Below are 18,430 nucleotides of genomic sequence, written 5' to 3' on the forward strand. Positions count from 1 at the left end.
CGAGGCACCACGCCGCCAAGGAGAACCCCCGTGAACCACCTCGCCCTCGGCGGAGCCTCGATCGACGGCGGCCCGTACACCCGGATCACCGCCGCCGCGGTCGCCCTGCTGCTGTGCGACCGGCGGCTCGGCCGGATCGCCCGCCGTGCGGCCTCCGCCGTCGACCGCCTCCGCGCCACCCGGCTGCGCCCCCTGGTGGCAGCGAGGTGACGGCGTCCGGGCGGGAACCGGAAGGCGGCCACCGGCCGGAGCCGGGCCCCGGCCTCCGCCCCGGCCCGCACCGACGGCCCGGTACCGGCCCGCTCATCGCCCTCGCCGCGGTCTGCGCGGCGCTCTTCGCCGCCGCGGCCGTCACCGTCTCCGTACGGCACGGCGCCCCGCTCGCCCCCGAACGGGGCGCCGTCCACTGGTCCACGGCACACCACGGTGAGCCGCTGCGCTCCCTGGCCCGCGCGCTGACGGCCACCGGCACCGGCGTGACCCCGTACGCGATGGCCGTACTCGCCGGCCTGCTGGCCGGCCGGAGCGCCCTCGGCCGGCTCCGCGCGGTGACCTGCGCCGTGATCGTCCTCGCCGTCGGGCAGGCGCTCCGTTACGGCCTGATGGAGCTGCTCGCCCGCCCCCGTCCGCCGGCCGTCGACTGGGCCGGGCACGCCTCCGGCCATGCGTTCCCCTCCGGCCACGCCACCACCTCGGCGCTCGCGGCCGGACTGCTGGCCTGGGGCATCGCGCAGCGCGCCCGGCCCTCCATCGCCCGCACCTGGTGCGCGGTGCTCGCCCTCTGGGCCGCCGGGGTCGGCCTCACCCGCGTCTACCTGGGCGTCCACTGGCCCGGCGATGTCCTCGGCGGCTGGCTCCTGGCCGCCGCCCTGCTCGCCCTCGCCCTGCTCCTGGAGCCGTTCGCCCTCCGCCGCCCCGACCGCTCCTGATTCCGTCCCCCTGAAGCGCATTTCCATGAATAGCTGACGATCGGACCAGGTCTTCCCCAAGGCGGCATGGACGCGCCCCGCACCGAGCAGCACTGTCCTGGGCGCCGGGGCCGTGGGAGCGATCCGGCCACCGGCACCGCTCACGCCAGGTACCACCGTGCCATCAGGGGGACATCGCGCATGAACCAGCCACTACCGCACCCGTCGGCCCACGAGGGGGCCGCACCACCCACCGCCCCGCACAGCCGCTGCCCGGCCGCCGCGGCCAAGGACCCCACCCCGTGCGAAGGCCCGCACGACGCCGCCACCATCGTCGACCGCAACGGCCGGGAGGTCGCCGGCTGCGTCCAGCACTGCGCCCGCATCCTGGCCGGCCTCGAAGGCGCCCGTGTGCACCCCTTCGTCCCCGCGCACCACGCCCTGGACATCTACTCCCGGGCCCGTGAACTCCCGCCGTTCGCCTGGGAGATCGGCAGATAGCGGCGTGGTCAGGACGAGACGCGCCGTGATCGGCCTCCGCTGCCGCTCCTCAAGGGTGCAGGCCACGGGCGGGAAACGGCGGACATGCTCCGGCCGGTTGACGATGCATCCGTAGATTTGACGCATGGACGAAGACGGCTTTCCCGCCCTGTCGCCGAGAGGGCGGCGCACCCTGGCCGCGCTGATCACGGCGTGGCTCCTGCTGATGGGGCTGGCGGACATCTGGAGCCGCATGCCTCTGGAGTACATGCGCACCCTCCCCGCCAGTGCGTGGCTGCCGGTGCTGTCGGGGGTGGCCATGGCGGTGGTGGTGTTCGCGCCCGTGCGGGTGCGGATCGAGGGGCGCGCTGTCGTGGCCGCCGGGCTGTCGTTGACGGTGACCGGGTGGTTGGTATGGGCGTCGGAGGGCGGGCCGGGCTCGGGGACGCTGGAGTCCGCCGTGCTCCTTGTGCTCCTTGCCCGCACCGCGCGCACCGCCCGGCCATGGGCCGCACTCGGCCTGTGCCTGCTGCTCGGCGCGACGATCGTGGCCGGGCCGGCGCGCAGCGGGCTGCGGTATGCCGCGTACTGGTCCGGGTTCTCTTCCCTGTTGCTGCTGGCCGCCGTGGCCGCGGCCGGGTTCGGCTGCCATCTGCGGATGCTGGACGACCGCAGGGCCAGGGCGATCATCGCCGTACGCGAAGGGGAGCGGCTGCAACTCGCCCATGATCTGCACGACTTCGTCGCCCACCACGTCACCGGCATGGTCGTCCAGGCCCAGGCCGCCCTGGCCATCCGCGAGCACGCCCCCGAGCAGGTGGAGCCGCTGCTTCGCGGCATCGAAAAGGCGGGCAACGAAACCCTGGACTCCATGCATCGCCTGGTACGCGTCCTGCGCGAGCAGGACCGCGGCACCGTACGCCCCGACGATCTCCTGGCCGAACTGGCCCTGCTCATATCCCGGTTCGGGCAGGCAGGCCACCCCACCGCCCGGTTGGACGTGTCCGCCGAGGCGCGTGCGGCCGAACTCGACCCCGAGGTGGAAACCACCGTGCACCGCCTCGTCCAAGAAGCCCTGACCAACATCACCCGACACGCGCCCGGCGCGCGGGACGCACGCGTCAGCCTGACGGCGAGCCCCGGGACACTCACGGCGGAAGTGGTCAACGGCCCACCCTCAGGCGCGATGCCTCCCGGTGGCAGGAGCGGGGGCTTCGGTCTCATCGGCCTGCGCGAACGCATCGAGGCGGTCGGCGGCACGCTTACCGCCGGCACCGCACCCGACGGTGGCTGGCAGGTGGCAGGCACTTTCCCCGTACGCCCGCAGCGCCCCGTCACCGCCGCGCCCGGGCTGGGAGGATCGCAGGCATGAATGCTCTGCCCAGCGCACGCACCCGGGTCCTGATCGCGGACGACCAGGAGATGGTGCGCACCGGATTTCGGCTGATCATCGACGCCCAGCCGGACCTGGAGGTGGTGGGGGAGGCCGGCGACGGCGCCCGGTGTGTGGAGCTGGCCCGGCGGCTGCGCCCCGATGTGTGTCTGGTCGACGTGCGGATGCCGAAGCTGGACGGCCTGGACGTCACCCGCGCGCTTGCGGGCGCCGGTGCCGTCGCCCCGCTCAAGGTCGTCGTGGTCACCACCTTCGACCAGGACGACTACCTGTACGGGGCGCTGCGCGCGGGCGCGCTGGGGTTCCTGCTCAAGAACGCCGGGCCGGAGCTGCTGCTGGAGGCGGTACGGGCCGCGGCCCGCGGCGACGCGCTGGTCTCGCCGGCGGTGACCCTGCGCCTCCTGGAGCACCTGCGCGAACAACAGGGGCCGTTGGCCGGACGGCCCCCTTCGCAGGCCGCCGGGCTCGCACCGCTCACGTCGCTGTCCGAGCGCGAACGTGAGGTCGTACGCCTGGTGGCCCGCGGCCGCACCAACCAGGAGATCGCCGACGAACTGTCCATCACCCTGTCCACCGTCAAGACACATCTGACCGGCATCCAGGCCAAACTGCGGCTGCGCAACCGCGTCGAGATCGCCGCCTGGGCCTGGGAGACGGGCTCTGTCACGGCCTGCTGATTCTCCGGTCGTACGGCTCAGTGCCCGCGCCGACCCTGTGACTTGGTGATCGGCACCAGCTGCCACCAGGTCACACACCGCCAGGCCCACTCCAGCGGCCCGTACCGGAAAGTGCTCAGCCACAGGCGGCTCAGGACGGTCTGCACGGCGAGGATGACGGCGGCCAGGCCGAGCGCCGCGCCCCAGCGGGTGGACTCGAACAGTTCAAGCACGGGTGCGACGGCGACAACGATCAACGTCGCGGTGAGGTAGTTGGTCAGCGCCATCCGACCCAGCGGCGCGAAGACCGCCGCCATGGCGCCACGCAGGGGGGTGCGCAACAGCAGCAGGAAGCCACAGGCGTAGGCGAGGGCCATCAGCAGCCCGGCGACGGACGCCGCGCGGGGGCCGAGGTCGGTCGCCCAGGCGTCCCGCTGCCAGAAGGCGGCGGCCACGGCGGCGGGCGCGGACACCGCGAGCAGCACGGCCAGTTGGCCGTCACGCCGCTCCAGCGTGTCCGCGACGCCGTAACGGGCGGTCGCCGCACCCAGCAGGAACAGCCCCGGGATCACCGCTTGCCCCCCGCTGACCAAGGTCGTACCGGCCACGGTCAGCACGATGCCGCCGATCAGCACAAGCCGGCGCGAGAGCCGGGTCGAGGGCAGCAGTACGAGCAGACCGACGATCGCGTACGGCAGCAGTGCCTCACCCGGTTGCAGAGCGTGGTGCCCGACGCCCAGCACACCCAGCGCCAGGAGCCGGCGCAACAGCAGAACGCGGGGCTTGGCTGCGCGAGCCGCGGCGCCCTCGTGGAAGAGGACGAAGCTCAGCCCGAAGAGGAAGGAAAACAGGGGAAAGAACCGGTGCTGGACGAACAGGTCCAGTGCTTCGCGCACGGGCAGCAACTCACCGGGCACCCTATAACCCCGCATATGGGTTATCTGTGGAATGTTGACCAGCAGAATCCCGCAGAGCGCGAATCCCCGCAGGGCATCGAGCGCGTCGATACGACGCCGGGGCACGGGGACGGGCACAGGGGGCGACTCGGGTACGGCGGTGGTCACTGACTCTCCTGACACGGGTGGGCCTTCCGTCCACATTGCGGCGCCCTGCGTCTGCCGTGCCTCCGCCGCGAGGGTGAGCCCGCCGGCCGAAAGTACGGTCGCGGACATATGGCGGCTCTGCCCCTGGCCTGTGTCCAGGAGGGGGCGGGCGAGGAAGGCCGGATCGCCCTGGACAGGGCTACGGCGAAAATCCGGTGCGAAGCGTCCCGTCCCTGACCATGATGCTGATCATGACCGTGTTCGCCGACGAACCTGCCCGGCTCGGTGAGAGCCGTCTGTCCGATGGACGGTTGCTCGGGTGGGCCGAGTGGGGGCCGCCGGACGGGGCGCCCGTTGTGTTGTGTCCGGGTGCGGCCACGAGCCGGTGGCTCGGGTTCGGCGCGGGTGTCGTTGAGGCGCTCGGAGTGCGTCTTGTCTCCGTGGACCGCCCGGGGCTCGGTGTCTCCACACCCGCACCCGGTCGGACGTTCTCCGACTTCGCCGGTGACATCCGTCAACTCGGCGTGCTACGAGGGCTGGGGCGCCCGGCTGTGGTCGGGAACTCGCAAGGTGCGCCGTTCGCTCTAGCCTGTGCCGAGGAAGGCGTCGCTTCCGCACTGGCTGTCGTCTCCGGGGCGGATGAGGTCGCCGCGCCGGAGTTCGCTTCCGCGCTGGCGGCGGATCTGCGTGGCCTGGTCGAGCGGACCGCGTGCGACCCGGTGGGCGCCGAGGAGTTCTTCGCGGGCTTCAGCGCGCAGGCGATGTGGGGCATGGTCATGACCGGAAGTCCGGGGTGCGACCTCGCGGTGTACCGGGATCCTGATTTCGCGGTTGCCTACCGCAGGGCCTTGGACGAGGGCTTTGTCCAAGGTGCGGCCGGTTACGCCCGCGACACGGTCCTGGCCATGGGGCGGTGGCCGTTCGCCCTCGACGAGATCGATGTACCGGTCGACATCTGGTACGGCGAGCGGGACACCAGCCACTCTCCCGACAACGGAGCACTGCTCGCTACCCGTATGCCCGGTGCGCATCGCCGTGTCGTACCGGGGATCGGCGGCGCGCTGCTATGGACACACGCCGAGTCGATCCTCACTTCGCTGCTCGGGAAGGCCTCCGCCGACCGGTAAAGGGCGGTTCAGGGGCTTTCCGCCGCGTGCGCAGAGAAGGCCCTGACAGCGCTGAAAGAGAGGAAACGCGCTGGTCAGGGCCTACAACCTCAGCACTCGATGATGTTGACGGCGAGTCCGCCGCGTGCGGTCTCCTTGTACTTGACGCTCATGTCGGCGCCGGTCTCCTTCATGGTCTTGATGACCTTGTCGAGGGAGACTTTGTGGCTGCCGTCGCCGCGCATGGCCATCTTCGCGGCGGTGACGGCCTTGACGGCGGCCATGCCGTTGCGTTCGATGCAGGGGATCTGGACGAGGCCGCCGACGGGGTCGCAGGTCAGGCCGAGGTTGTGTTCCATGCCGATCTCGGCGGCGTTCTCGACCTGTTCGGGGCTGCCGCCGAGGACTTCGGCGAGGGCGCCGGCGGCCATGGAGCAGGCGGAGCCGACCTCGCCCTGGCAGCCGACCTCGGCGCCGGAGATGGAGGCGTTCTCCTTGAAGAGCATGCCGATGGCGCCGGCCGCGAGCAGGAAGCGGACCACGCCGTCCTCGTCGGCGCCGGGCACGAAGTTCATGTAGTAGTGCAGGACGGCGGGGATGATGCCGGCGGCGCCGTTGGTGGGGGCGGTCACGACGCGGCCGCCGGCGGCGTTCTCCTCGTTGACGGCCATGGCGTAGAGGGTGATCCACTCCATGGCGCGGGCCTGCGCGTCGCCTTCGGCGCGCAGTTGGCGGGCGGAGTTCGCGGCGCGGCGGCGGACCTTGAGGCCGCCGGGCAGGATGCCTTCGCGGGACATGCCGCGTTGGATGCAGGCCTGCATGACGCCCCAGATGTCGAGCAGCCCGGAGCGGATTTCTTCCTCGGTGCGCCAGGCTTTTTCGTTCTCCAGCATGAGGGCGGAGATGGACAGGCCGGTGTCCTGGGCCAGGCGGAGGAGTTCGTCGCCGGTGCGGAAGGGGTGCCCCAGGACGGTGTCGTCGGGGACGATGGGGTTTTGGCCGGCGACCGCGTCCTCGTCGACGACGAAGCCGCCGCCCACGGAGTAGTAGGTCTTCTCCAGGAGGGGTGCGCCTGTGGTGTCGTAGGCGAAGAGGGTCATGCCGTTGGCGTGGTAGGGCAGGGCGCGGCGGCGGTGGAGGATGAGTTCGGTGGATTCGTCGAAGTCGATTTCGTGGGCGGTGCCTATTTCGGCGCCCATCAGTCGCAGTCGTTTGGTGGTGCGGATGCGTTCGACTTCGTCGTCGGCGCTTTCGACGTCGACGGTGCGGGGGGAGTGGCCTTCCAGGCCCAGGAGGACGGCTTTGGGGGTGCCGTGGCCGTGGCCGGTGGCGCCCAGGGAGCCGAAGAGTTCGGCGCGTACGGAGGTGGTCTGGGCGAGCAGACCGTCCTTCTTGAGGCGTCCGACGAACATCCGGGCGGCGCGCATGGGGCCGACGGTGTGGGAGCTGGAGGGGCCGATGCCGATGGAGAAGAGGTCGAAGACGGAGATGGCCACGGGGGCGGACTCCCTTGTCTGCTCGTGGTGGACGGTGGAGCTATGGGACAGGAGGTACGTTTCTGCGCCGATTGTCGAGCGTAACCCGGACCCGGCGCGGTGCCGTCAGACGGAAACCATCGGGCGTCCGTCGTCGGGGGTAACAGGGGGTGTCGAAGCGGATACGGGAGCGGCGGGGGCGGGGCTGTGCGCGGGTTCCGCGTTGCCCGCCGTCCGGTCGGAAGCGTGGCCGTGGGTCCGGTCGAGCACCGGGTCGGGGCCCGGGAGCCCGGCCCGGTGGGCCGCGATCCCGGCGCGTACGGCCCAGAAGTAGAAGGCCGGCGCCGAGAGGGCGACCAGGGCGATGTCCAGGCCGCCGGGGATGATGCCGCGGCCGCCGAAATCCGGGCTGCCCAGCGCCGACAGGGTCGCCATCCAGACCAGGAAGAGGATCATCCACCAGGCCGGCGCGAACTGCCGCAGCAGCCGCGTCTCGCCCTTGCGCCGCAGCACCAGCGCCGCGATCGGCACGGAGACCAGCGTCAGCAGGGTCACCTTGCCGGTGTCGGGCCACTTCGACCAGTACAGGGCGCAGGCGGCGAAGGCGAAGGTCACGGGGCAGAGGATCGTGGCGGCGGGGAGCCGGAAGGGGCGCGGCAGATTCGGCTTGGTGTGCCGGAAAACACCCACCGCGATCGGGCCGATCAGATACGAGATGACCATGGCCGCCGAGACCACCCCGGCCAGCGCCTGCCAGCTGCGGCCGACGGTGACCAGGAGCAGGGCGGAGAAGCCGAGATTGACCCACATCGCGGGGCGCGCGGTGCCGTACCGCGGGTGCACCGCCGCCAGCTTCTTGGGGAAGAAGCCGGTCTCGGCGAGATTGGTGACCATGTACGCGGCCGAGGCGACGTTGGCGATGTTGGATCCGGCCGGTGAGATGAACGCGCCGAACTGCAGCATCATGACGACCCAGTGCAACATCAGCAGCTGGGCGAGATCGGCGAACGGCGAGCTGAGGTCCACGCCCTGCCAGCCGCCCGCCCGGGCCAGCTGCTCGGGCGGCACCGACCCCAGGAACGCGGTCTGCAGCGCCAGATAGATCACCAGGCCCAGCGAGAGCGCGCCGACCAGGGCGATCGGGATGGCCCGGCCCGGGTTCTTGGCGGCACCGCCGAGGTTGACCACGGCCTGGAAGCCGTTGAAGGCGAAGACCACACCGCAGGTGGTGACGGCGGTGAGCACGGCCGGCCAGCCGTACGGGGCGAAGCCGCCCTGCGAGGTGAAGTTCGAGGTGTGGAAGCCGGACCCGATCAGCGCGAGCACGGCGAGCACCGGGATCGCGAACTTGACCAGGGTGAGGACGGTGTTGGCCCGGGCCAACAGCTGGACCGACCAGTAGCAGGTCAGCCAGAGCGCGACGGTCAGGATCAGCGCCACACCGGTGCCGGAGAGGGTGAGGTGTTGGCCGGCCGGATCGACCAGGTCCTTCGCCCAGGCGAAGCCCCATGACGTCATGTACTGGGTGGCGGCGATCGACTCGATCGGGATGAGCGAGGCGACCGCGATCCATACCGCCCAGCCGGTGAGGAAGCCGAGGACCGGGCCGTGGGAGAGATGGCCGTAGCGGGCCATGCCGCCGGGGATCGGGTAGGCCGAGCCGACCTCCGCGTAGGTCATCGCGATCATGCCGATGAAGACGGCGCCGATCACCCAGGCGAGCAGTGCCGCGGGGCCCGCCACCTGGGCGGCGGCACCGGCGCCGAAGAGCCAGCCGGAGCCGAAGATCGAGCCTATGCCGATCATGATGAGGGCGAAGAGGCTGAGCCCCTTCCGGTCGCCCGCGCTCATGTCCATGGGGTGAGTGGTCCGTCCTGCCGTTGCCGATTGCCCCCTCGCCGTTGAAGGGCCGCTGCCGTGTGCAGCTGACACCTTATTTCTCGCGAATCATCAGAATTCGCCGCGATTTCGCACAAGGGGAAGGGGAAATCGAGCATGCAGACCATGAGCCCGGGACCAACGGCCCCGGGCTCACGGCCCGTTCAGCCTTCGCCCGCCGATCACCGGCGGTGCGAGGGCTCACTGCATGAGACGCGTCACAGCGACGGGTAAAGGGGGAACTTGTCCGCCAGCGCGGTGACCCGGGCCTTGAGGGCTTCGGTGTCGTAGGTGGGCTTGAGTGCCTCGGCGATGATGTCGGCGACCTCGCGGAAGTCTTCGGCCTGGAAGCCGCGGGTGGCCAGTGCCGGGGTGCCGATGCGCAGACCCGAGGTGACCATGGGGGGTCGGGGGTCGTTGGGGATGGCGTTGCGGTTGACGGTGATGCCGACCTCGTGGAGGCGGTCCTCGGCCTGCTGGCCGTCCAGTTCGGAGTCGCGCAGGTCGACCAGGACGAGGTGGACGTCGGTGCCGCCGGACAGGACGGAGACGCCGTGCTGCTTGATGTCGTCCTGGATGAGGCGTTCGGCGAGGATCTTGGCGCCGTCGAGGGTGCGCTGCTGGCGCTCCTTGAATTCTTCGGAGGCGGCGACCTTGAAGGAGACGGCCTTGGCGGCGATGACGTGTTCGAGGGGGCCGCCCTGTTGGCCGGGGAAGACGGCGGAGTTGATCTTCTTGGCGAGTTCCTGGGTGGAGAGGATCACGCCGCCGCGGGGGCCGCCGAGGGTTTTGTGGGTGGTGGTGGTCACGACGTGGGCGTGCGGGACCGGGTTGGGGTGCAGGCCCGCGGCGACGAGGCCGGCGAAGTGGGCCATGTCGACCATGAGGTAGGCGCCGACCTCGTCGGCGATGCGGCGGAAGGCGGCGAAGTCGAGCTGGCGGGGGTAGGCGGACCAGCCGGCGACGATCAGCTTGGGGCGGTGTTCCTTGGCGAGGCGTTCGACCTCTTCCATGTCGACGAGGTTGGTCTTCTCGTCGACGTGGTAGGGGACGACGTTGTAGAGCTTGCCGGAGAAGTTGATCTTCATGCCGTGGGTCAGGTGCCCGCCGTGGGCGAGGTTGAGGCCCAGGATGGTGTCGCCCGGCTTGATGAGGGCGAACATGGCGGCGGCGTTGGCCTGTGCGCCGGAGTGGGGCTGGACGTTGGCGGCTTCGGCGCCGAAGAGGGCCTTGATGCGGTCGATGGCGATCTGTTCGACGACGTCGACGTGTTCGCAGCCGCCGTAGTAGCGGCGGCCGGGGTAGCCCTCGGCGTACTTGTTGGTCAGGACGGAGCCCTGGGCCTCCATGACGGCGACGGGGGCGAAGTTCTCCGAGGCGATCATTTCGAGGGTGGACTGCTGGCGGTGCAGCTCGGCGTCGACGGCGGCGGCGACGTCGGGGTCGAGCTCATGGAGGGAGCTGTTCAGAAGCGACATGAGTCTTTCCTGGAGGAGTCAGGGGCGGGGTGGGGGTCCCCCGCTCGAGCGAAGCCGCGAGTGGGGGAGGGGCCGGACGGCTCAGCCGGTGATGAAGGCGGCGTACTCGTCGGCCGAGAGCAGCTCGCCCGGCTCGCCGCTGATCTTCAGCTTGAACAGCCAACCGCCCTCGAACGGGGCGGAGTTCACCAGCGAGGGGTCGTTGACGACATCCTCGTTGATCTCGACGATCTCGCCGTCGACGGGCGAGTAGAGATCGCTGACCGACTTGGTCGACTCCAGCTCACCGCAGGTCTCGCCCGCCGCGACCGTGGCGCCGACCTCCGGGAGCTGCACGTAGACGACGTCGCCGAGTGCGTTGGCCGCGTGCTCGGTGATGCCGACCGTCGAGACGCCGTCCTCGGCGCCCGACAGCCACTCGTGCTCCTTGCTGTAGCGCAGCTGCTGGGGGTTGCTCATGGCTCGATTCTCCTGTACGCGAGGGTGTGATCGTGAATCGGGGCACTCCCCCAGCTGCCGCTGGGGGACCCCACCCGGACGAAGTCTGGGGGAGGGTCTTGCACAGTGAGACGCGCGGGCGCGCCACTGCCGGGCCTGCCGTGGGTGAACCGCTACTTCTGCCGCTTGTAGAACGGCAGCGCGGTGACCTCGTACGGCTCATGGCTTCCACGGATGTCCACACAGACACCCTCGGTACCCGGTGTGGCGTAGGCCGCGTCGACGTAGGCGATGGCGATCGGCTTGCCGAGCGTGGGGGAGGGGGCGCCGGACGTGACCTCGCCGATGACCGTGCCGTCGGCCGCGACGACCGGGTATCCGGCGCGCGGGACGCGGCGGCCCTGGGCGATCAGACCGACCAGCTTGCGCGGCGGTTGGGTCTCGGCGCGCTCGGCGGCCGCCGCCAGCGCGGCGCGGCCCACGAAGTCACCGCCGTTGGTCGTCTTCTCGAACTTCACGACCCGGCCCAGGCCCGCGTCGAACGGGGTGGTCGCGGTGGTCAGCTCGTGCCCGTACAGCGGCATGCCCGCCTCCAGGCGCAGCGTGTCGCGGCAGGACAGACCGCAGGGGACCAGACCGACGTCCTTGCCGGCCTCGGTCAGCGCCTCCCAGAGGGCGACCGCGTCCGCCGGCCGGACGAACAGTTCGAAGCCGTCCTCGCCGGTGTACCCGGTACGGGCGATCAGCGCGTCGACACCGGCGACCGTGCCGGGCAGGCCCGCGTAGTACTTCAGACCGTCCAGATCGGCGTCCGTGAGCGCCTTGAGGATGCCGGGGGACTCCGGGCCCTGCACCGCGAGCAGCGCGTAGGCGTCCCGGTCGTCGCGGATCGCGGCGTCGAAACCGCCGGCGCGCGCGGTCAGCGCGTCCAGCACCACCTGGGCGTTGGAGGCATTGGCGACGACCATGTACTCCTGGTCGGCCAGGCGGTAGACGATCAGGTCGTCGAGGATGCCGCCCTCGGCCTCACAGATCATGGTGTAGCGGGCGCGGCCGGTCTTGACGCCGCCGATGTTGCCGACCAGCGCATAGTCGAGGAGGTCGGCGGCCTGCGGGCCGGTGACGGTGATCTCGCCCATGTGGGAGAGGTCGAAGAGACCGGCGCGGGTGCGGACGGCGACATGTTCGTCGCGCTCGCTGCTGTAGCGCAGCGGCATGTCCCAGCCGGCGAAGTCGGTCATGGTCGCGCCGAGCGCGCGGTGCGTGGCATCCAGCGCGGTGCGGCGGGGGGCATCTGTCATGGTTCTGGGCTCCCAGGCATGGGTGACAAGACGTTCTCCCCATCTGTCATCGGAACCTGAGAGGTTCACCGGGATCCCACGAACGGACCCGGTTTGCACCTTGGGTGGAGCCGTCCCGTAGGCCGGGCAGTGGCTCGCTTTTCAGATCTGCCTCGCCCGCGCGGTATAGGGGCCTGAGAGATTCAAGGGAGGACTTGCTCCTTCGGCGCCCCGCCGTGGCGGCCGGGGACTCTCCCGCGCGGATTCAAGCGGCCGGTATGGAGTTGGCGGTGCACAGGTGAGCTGAGATGTGCACGTGGCGGCCACATCATTGCACGGGATCGCCGGATACAGGAGACCCGGTCGGCGCACCGCCCACGACGTGGGCAGATCGGACAATCGCCTTGATGGGCATTACCTTTTCTTGACACTCTGCGGGTAAGGGACGGACTCCAACCGGACCAGTAGCGGGCGGGGAGGGCGATCACGGTGCACAGGGAAGCGGCATGCGCGGCCACTGCAGGGGCCGTGCCCCCGGACGCCCTGCCGGTGGCGTCGTCCGCCGGATCCCGGGCCCGGCGCCCGGCGCGGTCCGTCGTCCGCCCGGGGCGCGGCGCCCAGGTCGAGGACCTGCGCGCCGAGGAGACCGGGTCCGCCACCACCGAGCTGCGGTTTCCGGCCGGTGACCTGGTCGTGGTCTCCGGACTGCCGGGCAGCGGCAAGAGCACCCTGATGCATCGCCTCGTGCCACCGCTGGACGGGCACGGCGTCACGGTGCACCGCATCGATTCGCAGGACGTACGCGAGCGCTGGGAGCGCGGCAGGCTGCGCCGGCTGCCCTACGGCCTGTACCGCCCGCTGGTCCGGGCCGCCCACTATCTGGCGCTGCGCCGTGCGCTGCGCTCCGGCGACAGTGTGGTGGTGCACGACTGCGGGACGCTGGCGTGGGTGCGCCGCTGGATCGCGCGGTCGGCAGCGCGCGGTGGCCGCGGGCTGCATCTGGTGCTGCTCGACGTACCGCCCCAGGTGGCGCTGTCCGGCCAGGAGTCGCGGGGGCGCGGGGTATCGGGGTACGCCTTCGCGCGGCACCGCAGGGCGGTGACCCGACTGGTCGACGCGGCGGAGTCGACCCGTCTGCCCAAGGGCTTCGGCTCGGCGGTCCTGCTGGACCGTCGGGCGGCGACCGCACTGGAGACGGTCACTTTCGACTGAGGAGACGGCCGCTTTCGGTCAGCGGCGTGCACCTGTCCCCGGGCCCGCCCCCGCACGCTCCACCTCCCGCTTTCTCGTCTAGTGTTTTCGGCCAGACGGCGCGGTTTTGGAGCGGGTGGGTGCAGATGACTTTTCCGGAGCAGCAGGGGATACCGCAGCTGGCGTGGCCGGCGAATGAGCTCGAAGAGGTGCTGGGCGCTTCGGTCGGGCATCCGGGCGCCGGCGGGCGGATCGTCGAGGTCCTTGGCCGCAGCCGGGTGTGGGTGCCGCTGCCCAACGGCGGTGGCCCGGAGAGCGCCGGGCCCGGCTCCCGCGGCCTCGATCTGCCCACCGTCGAGATCGACGGTGCGGCCTATGTCCCGGTCTTCAGTTCCGAGCAGGAGTTCCTGAGGGTCGTCGGCTCGCACATGTCCTTCACCGTGGCCCCGGCCCGGGAGTTCGCCCGTGGTCTGCCGCCGCGGATCGGTATCGCGGTCAACCCCGACGGCATGATCGGCGTTCCGCTGCCGCCGCCCGCGGTGGCCGAATTGTGCCGGGAGGGGCGTCATGAATCGGGCCCGCTGCCGAGCGGCGGCCGGGTGCGGCTCTTCGAACCGGACTGGCAGGAGGAGCCGGTGGACTTTCTGGCCGCCGCCGGACTGGAGTTCTCCGGCGCCGGAATTGTCCTGAGTGCCCGACGTGCCCTGGCAAGTGTCGAGGGCGACACGCCCGCACTGTTCGTCGGTGTTCAGGTCGCGGCACCCCCCGCCGCACTGCACGACGGCAGCGCCCGCGAGACGGTCCTGGCAGCCCTCGGACGTGCGCTCGGCGCCGTCCCGGTGCCCTGGCCCGTACAGCTCGTCATGCTCGATCTGGCCCAGGGTGACCCGGTCGCGGACTGGATGCTGGAGCGTGTGCGGCCCTTCTACTCTCCGCACCACTCGTAAGCTGGTTGGATGACGGGCGGGCGCACCCACACGTGCCCTGCTGACAGAAGGGACGGACACGTGAGCGCGGGTGCGCATCAGGGACCGGCGGCGGCCGGACAGCTGGAGCAGCTGCTACAGCAGGTCTCGCCCGGCCGTTACGACGCCTATGAGGCGCTGCTGCAGGCACTCGCCGCCGGCCAGGTCTGGATGCTGCTCTGGCACGGCCGGGCCGGTATGCCCGATGCGCAGTACGGAAACATGGAGGTCGACGGCCTCGGCTATGCGCCGTGTGTGACCTCGGCGCCCGAACTCGCCGCCTCCGGCTGGAACCGCGACCACGAAGTCGTCACCGGCGTCGAGATCGCCGCTTCGCTCTTCCCCGACCGCTGGGGCCTGTGGCTGAATCCGCACGCTCCCGGCGGTGGTGTCGGCATCCCCTGGCTGGATCTGCGCCGTATCGCCGGCGGCCTCGACCGGCTGCCCGCCGGACCGCTGCGGATCTCGGAACCGGTCATCGACATTCCGCAGTTCTACGCCCTGCTCGCCCAGAACGCCCACCGTACGCCCGCCGTACGGTCGTTGCGCCGGGCCTGGGTACAGCCCGCGCTCGGCGCCCCTTATCTGGCGATCGGGCTGGATCTGTACGACACCGGCCAACAATCGGTGGATTCGGTGCGGTTGATGATCCAGCAGTCGATCGGTGCGGTTCCGGACGGCTTGCCGGTCTCCACGGTCGCGATGAACGACGAGTACGACCCGGTCGGGATGTGGATGCGGGCCTCCGCCCGACCCTTCTTCGACCGCGACGGCTACGCCCAGCCGTCGGCCGTCGCGCCCGCGCCCTCGTACGGCTACGGCTACCCGCGCCCTTACTGACAGTCTGTCTCCGACTCCCGACCGTGCCACTCCGGCGCGGCTCCGGCGTCGATCTTGGGGTGAATTCGCCCAGTACGCCCGGCGGTTGAGGCCCTCTCCCGCCGGCTTTCGCTCCGCTCAGCCCGAACTGCTGTCCGTATAACGGAAAGCCGTGGACCACATCACAGTTACGCATCCATTCACCTTCAGGACTGGTGAGTGATCGCGAGTGGGATGAAGACTCCCGAAACAGAGGGCCTCGGTCCTTTGTACGAGCGTCATCCCGTACGGCGTCGCGCGAGCCTTCCGGCTTCGACCGAGCGAACTCCCGCGATGTCCCGAGGACTTGCACCAGTGATGTGAATCAGGCCGCTACCGCGGCGGGCATGGGCCGGCCATCGTCGGCCGAGAGGGGTCAAAAGCACCGTGACCGCACCGATCGAGACCACCGGGGCGGCTGCTGAGGCGCAGCCGGAAGCGGTGCTGAAGGGCGTGGAGGGCAAGCGCATCGAGGGGCGCTCGCTCGGGCAGATCGCATGGCTGCGCTTCCGGCGGGACAAGGTTGCGGTGGCGGGTGCCATCGTTGTCATCCTGCTCATCGCCGTCGCCGCGCTCTCGCGCCCCCTCCAGGCCTTGCTGGGTCTGGACCCGAACAGTCCCAATCAGTCGCTGATCGACCCCAACACCACGCTCCCCAAGGGCGACTTCGGCGGTATGAGCGGGGATCACCCGCTGGGCGTGGACCCGAAGTTCGGCCGCGATCTGCTCGCCCGGATCCTGGAGGGCTCCTGGGTGTCGCTGATCGTGGCATTCGGCGCGACCCTGCTGTCGGTCGCCATCGGCACCGTCCTCGGCGTCGTCGCCGGCTTCTACCGCGGGCGGGTGGACTCCTTCATCAGCCGGATGATGGATGTCTTCCTGGCCTTCCCGCTGCTGCTGTTCGCCATCGCGATCTCCGCGTCGCTGCAGGGCGGGGCCTTCGGTCTGGAGGGTCTGCCGCTGCACATCTCGGTGCTGATCTTCGTGATCGGCTTCTTCAACTGGCCGTACATGGGGCGGATCGTGCGCGCGCAGACGCTGTCGCTGCGGGAGCGCGAATTCGTGGACGCCGCCCGCGGCATGGGTGCACGCGGCCCGTTCATCCTCTTCCGGGAGCTGCTGCCCAACCTGGTGGGTCCGGTCATCGTCTACTCGACGCTGCTGATCCCCTCCAACATCCTCTTCGAGGCGGCGCTGAGCTTCCTGGGCGTCGGCATCCAGCCGCCTCAGGCGTCCTGGGGCGGCATGCTCAACCAGGCGGTCAAGTACTACGAGGTCGACCCTCAGTACATGATCGTCCCCGGCCTCGCGATCTTCGTCACCGTGCTCGCGTTCAACCTGCTCGGTGACGGTCTGAGGGACGCGCTGGACCCGCGCAGCCGCTGACGGCGGTGCGGGGCGCCCGCCCAGATGTCTCAACTGTGTTTGTGACGTTTCGAAGTTTCACGTTTCTCGACGAACGAAGGGGACACCGACCATCATGCGAAGGTCAGTTCCGGTCGCGGCGGTCGCGGCCATCACCAGTGCGGGCCTTTTGCTGGCCGGCTGCAGCGGGAGCAAGGGCTCCTCGGAGGGCTCGGGCGAGGCGAACGCCGCCACCAAGGGCATCGTCAACGCCTCGGACGCGAAGGGCGGCACGGTCACCTACGCGATCAGCGACGCCCCCGAGTCGTTCGACCCGGGCAACACGTACTACGCCTTCATCTACAACTTCAGCCGGCTCTACGCGCGCCCGCTGACCACCTTCAAGCCGGGCCCCGGCTCCAAGGGCAACCAGCTGACCCCGGACCTCGCCGAGTCGATGGGCAAGCCCAGCGACGGCGGCAAGACCTGGACGTACAAGCTCCGCAAGGGCGTCAAGTACGACGACGGCTCCACGGTCACCTCGCAGGACGTCAAGTACGCCGTCGAGCGCAGCAACTTCGCGCGTGACACCCTCTCGCTGGGTCCGAACTACTTCCAGCAGTTCCTCAAGGACAACGACGGCGGCTACAAGGGTCCCTACAAGGACAAGAGCAAGGCCGGTCTGAAGTCCATCGAGACCCCTGACGACCAGACGATCGTCTTCCACCTGAAGAAGCCGTTCGCCGAGTTCGACTACCTGGTCAGCGCCCCGCAGACCGCCCCGGTCCCGCAGGCCAAGGACAAGGGCGCGGACTACACCAAGTCCGTGCTGTCCACCGGCTCGTACAAGTTCGAGAGCTACGAGGAGGGCAAGCAGCTCACCCTCGTCCGCAACCCGCAGTGGTCCGCGAAGACCGACCCGCTGCGCAAGCAGCTGCCGGACAAGATCGTCCTCAAGCTGAAGGTCGCCCAGTCGACCATCGACAAGGACCTCCAGTCCGGCAACACCCTGGTCGACCTGGCCGGCCGCGGCGTCGACGGCCAGACGCAGGCCCAGCTCCTGACGGACCCCAAGGAGAAGGCCAACACCGACAACGCGCTCGGTCAGCGTCTGGTCTACACGGCGCTCAACACCAAGGTGAAGCCGTTCGACAACATCGAGTGCCGCAAGGCCGTCGAGTACGCGATCGACAAGAAGGCCGTGCAGACCTCGCTCGGTGGCCCGATACGCGGCGAGCTGGCCTCCACGGTCCTGCCGACCGACATCGACGGCTACCAGAAGTACGACCTGTACCCGCAGAAGTACGACGGTGACAAGCTGGACCTGACCGAGGCCAAGAAGCACTGGGACAAGTGCGGCGCCGGCAAGACCACGACCACGATCCTGGCCCGCAACGACCGCCAGGACGAGGTCGACGCGGCCACCTCGGTCATCGACTCGCTCAAGAAGATCGGCGTCACCGCCAAGATCCAGTCGTACCCCACCAGCAAGTACTTCTCGGACTACGCCGGTGTGCCGAAGTTCAACAAGAAGAACAACGTCGGCCTGATCATGATGCAGTGGGGCTCGGACTTCCCGACCGGCTACGGCTACCTGCAGCAGATCCTCAACGGCAAGGCGATCAGCCAGTCCGGTAACACCAACCTCTCTGAGCTGGACGACCCGGAGATCAACAAGCTGCTCGAGAGCGCCATCGCCAACACCGACAAGGCGGCCCGCGAGAAGGCGTACGCCGAGATCGACAAGAAGACGATGGAGCAGGCGGCGCTGGTCCCGCTCACCTACTTCAAGGTCCTGATGTACCGCTCGCCCAAGGCCACCAACCTGGTGTCCACTTCGGCCTTCAGCGGTCAGTACGACTACCTCAACATCGGCGTCAAGAAGTAGCAGCCCTGGAAGGCAGGTGAAGGCATTGGTGTCCGCGGGCCGGCCCAGG

At 70.0% G+C, this 18,430-nt stretch carries 17 protein-coding genes and 2 riboswitches; of the genes, 11 read left to right on the forward strand and 6 right to left on the reverse strand.

Annotated elements, in window-relative coordinates:
* Positions 1 to 30 precede the first annotated feature (30 nt).
* From KI385_RS30900 to KI385_RS30920, 5 genes are all read left to right on the forward strand, one after another.
* A complete protein-coding gene (locus KI385_RS30900; protein ID WP_238575388.1) occupies positions 31 to 210 on the forward strand; it encodes a hypothetical protein in 180 nt (59 codons plus the stop codon).
* Complete coding sequence (locus KI385_RS30905) at positions 207 to 929, forward strand: phosphatase PAP2 family protein (RefSeq protein WP_238575389.1); 723 nt, start codon at positions 207 to 209, stop codon at positions 927 to 929. Before KI385_RS30900 ends, KI385_RS30905 begins: the two co-directional genes overlap by 4 nt.
* A 180-nt stretch (positions 930 to 1,109) precedes the next feature.
* Positions 1,110 to 1,409, forward strand: coding sequence for a hypothetical protein (locus KI385_RS30910; protein ID WP_238575390.1), 300 nt, complete (start codon positions 1,110 to 1,112; stop codon positions 1,407 to 1,409).
* Positions 1,410 to 1,533: 124 nt separating this feature from the next.
* Positions 1,534 to 2,760 carry a sensor histidine kinase gene (locus KI385_RS30915; protein WP_238575391.1) on the forward strand — a complete coding sequence of 409 codons (1,227 nt, stop codon included), beginning with the start codon at positions 1,534 to 1,536 and terminating at the stop codon, positions 2,758 to 2,760.
* Positions 2,757 to 3,458, forward strand: a complete 702-nt coding sequence (locus KI385_RS30920) for a response regulator (RefSeq protein ID WP_238575392.1) — start codon at positions 2,757 to 2,759, stop codon at positions 3,456 to 3,458. The genes KI385_RS30915 and KI385_RS30920 overlap by 4 nt, the downstream gene beginning before the upstream one ends.
* Before the next feature lie 17 nt (positions 3,459 to 3,475).
* On the opposite strand, the gene KI385_RS30925 is transcribed toward KI385_RS30920, so the two are convergent.
* On the reverse strand, positions 3,476 to 4,501 hold the full coding sequence (locus KI385_RS30925; protein ID WP_238575393.1) for a DUF418 domain-containing protein: 1,026 nt from the start codon (positions 4,499 to 4,501) through the stop codon (positions 3,476 to 3,478).
* Between the two features lie 230 nt (positions 4,502 to 4,731).
* Here KI385_RS30925 and KI385_RS30930 point away from each other — a divergent pair, with 230 nt between their 5' ends.
* The gene (locus KI385_RS30930) at positions 4,732 to 5,607 is read left to right on the forward strand and encodes an alpha/beta fold hydrolase (RefSeq protein WP_238575394.1); all 876 of its coding nucleotides are present in this window, start codon (positions 4,732 to 4,734) and stop codon (positions 5,605 to 5,607) included.
* An 89-nt stretch (positions 5,608 to 5,696) separates the two neighbouring features.
* Here the strand turns inward: KI385_RS30930 and KI385_RS30935 are convergent, their stop codons facing one another.
* From KI385_RS30935 to gcvT, 5 genes are all read right to left on the reverse strand, one after another.
* Positions 5,697 to 7,082, reverse strand: a complete 1,386-nt coding sequence (locus tag KI385_RS30935) for an L-serine ammonia-lyase (protein WP_238571173.1) — start codon at positions 7,080 to 7,082, stop codon at positions 5,697 to 5,699.
* A 105-nt stretch (positions 7,083 to 7,187) separates the two neighbouring features.
* Positions 7,188 to 8,918, reverse strand: a complete 1,731-nt coding sequence (locus tag KI385_RS30940) for an APC family permease (RefSeq protein ID WP_238575395.1) — start codon at positions 8,916 to 8,918, stop codon at positions 7,188 to 7,190.
* 239 nt (positions 8,919 to 9,157) lie between these two features.
* Positions 9,158 to 10,417 carry a serine hydroxymethyltransferase gene (gene glyA, locus KI385_RS30945; protein ID WP_238575396.1) on the reverse strand — a complete coding sequence of 420 codons (1,260 nt, stop codon included), beginning with the start codon at positions 10,415 to 10,417 and terminating at the stop codon, positions 9,158 to 9,160.
* Positions 10,418 to 10,498: 81 nt separating this feature from the next.
* On the reverse strand, positions 10,499 to 10,876 hold the full coding sequence (gcvH, locus tag KI385_RS30950) for a glycine cleavage system protein GcvH (protein ID WP_128511901.1): 378 nt from the start codon (positions 10,874 to 10,876) through the stop codon (positions 10,499 to 10,501).
* A gap of 152 nt (positions 10,877 to 11,028) precedes the next feature.
* Entirely contained in the window at positions 11,029 to 12,156 is a 1,128-nt protein-coding gene (gene gcvT, locus KI385_RS30955) for a glycine cleavage system aminomethyltransferase GcvT (protein ID WP_238575397.1), read from the reverse strand.
* Positions 12,157 to 12,189: 33 nt separating this feature from the next.
* Positions 12,190 to 12,307: riboswitch (glycine riboswitch) on the reverse strand.
* Positions 12,308 to 12,403: riboswitch (glycine riboswitch) on the reverse strand. It abuts the riboswitch before it with no gap.
* Positions 12,404 to 12,663: 260 nt separating this feature from the next.
* Here gcvT and KI385_RS30960 point away from each other — a divergent pair.
* From KI385_RS30960 to KI385_RS30980, 5 genes are all read left to right on the forward strand, one after another.
* Positions 12,664 to 13,347, forward strand: a complete 684-nt coding sequence (locus KI385_RS30960) for an AAA family ATPase (RefSeq protein ID WP_238575398.1) — start codon at positions 12,664 to 12,666, stop codon at positions 13,345 to 13,347.
* 125 nt (positions 13,348 to 13,472) lie between these two features.
* A complete protein-coding gene (locus KI385_RS30965) occupies positions 13,473 to 14,273 on the forward strand; it encodes an enhanced serine sensitivity protein SseB (RefSeq protein WP_238575399.1) in 801 nt (266 codons plus the stop codon).
* Between the two features lie 60 nt (positions 14,274 to 14,333).
* A complete protein-coding gene (locus tag KI385_RS30970) occupies positions 14,334 to 15,131 on the forward strand; it encodes an enhanced serine sensitivity protein SseB C-terminal domain-containing protein (RefSeq protein WP_238575400.1) in 798 nt (265 codons plus the stop codon).
* A gap of 405 nt (positions 15,132 to 15,536) precedes the next feature.
* A complete protein-coding gene (locus KI385_RS30975) occupies positions 15,537 to 16,535 on the forward strand; it encodes an ABC transporter permease (protein WP_238575401.1) in 999 nt (332 codons plus the stop codon).
* A 94-nt stretch (positions 16,536 to 16,629) separates the two neighbouring features.
* Complete coding sequence (locus tag KI385_RS30980) at positions 16,630 to 18,381, forward strand: ABC transporter substrate-binding protein (RefSeq protein ID WP_238575402.1); 1,752 nt, start codon at positions 16,630 to 16,632, stop codon at positions 18,379 to 18,381.
* Positions 18,382 to 18,430: the final 49 nt, after the last annotated feature.

This window comes from Streptomyces inhibens (genome assembly GCF_022221585.1).
Taxonomy (GTDB): Bacteria; Actinomycetota; Actinomycetes; order Streptomycetales; family Streptomycetaceae; genus Streptomyces; species Streptomyces inhibens.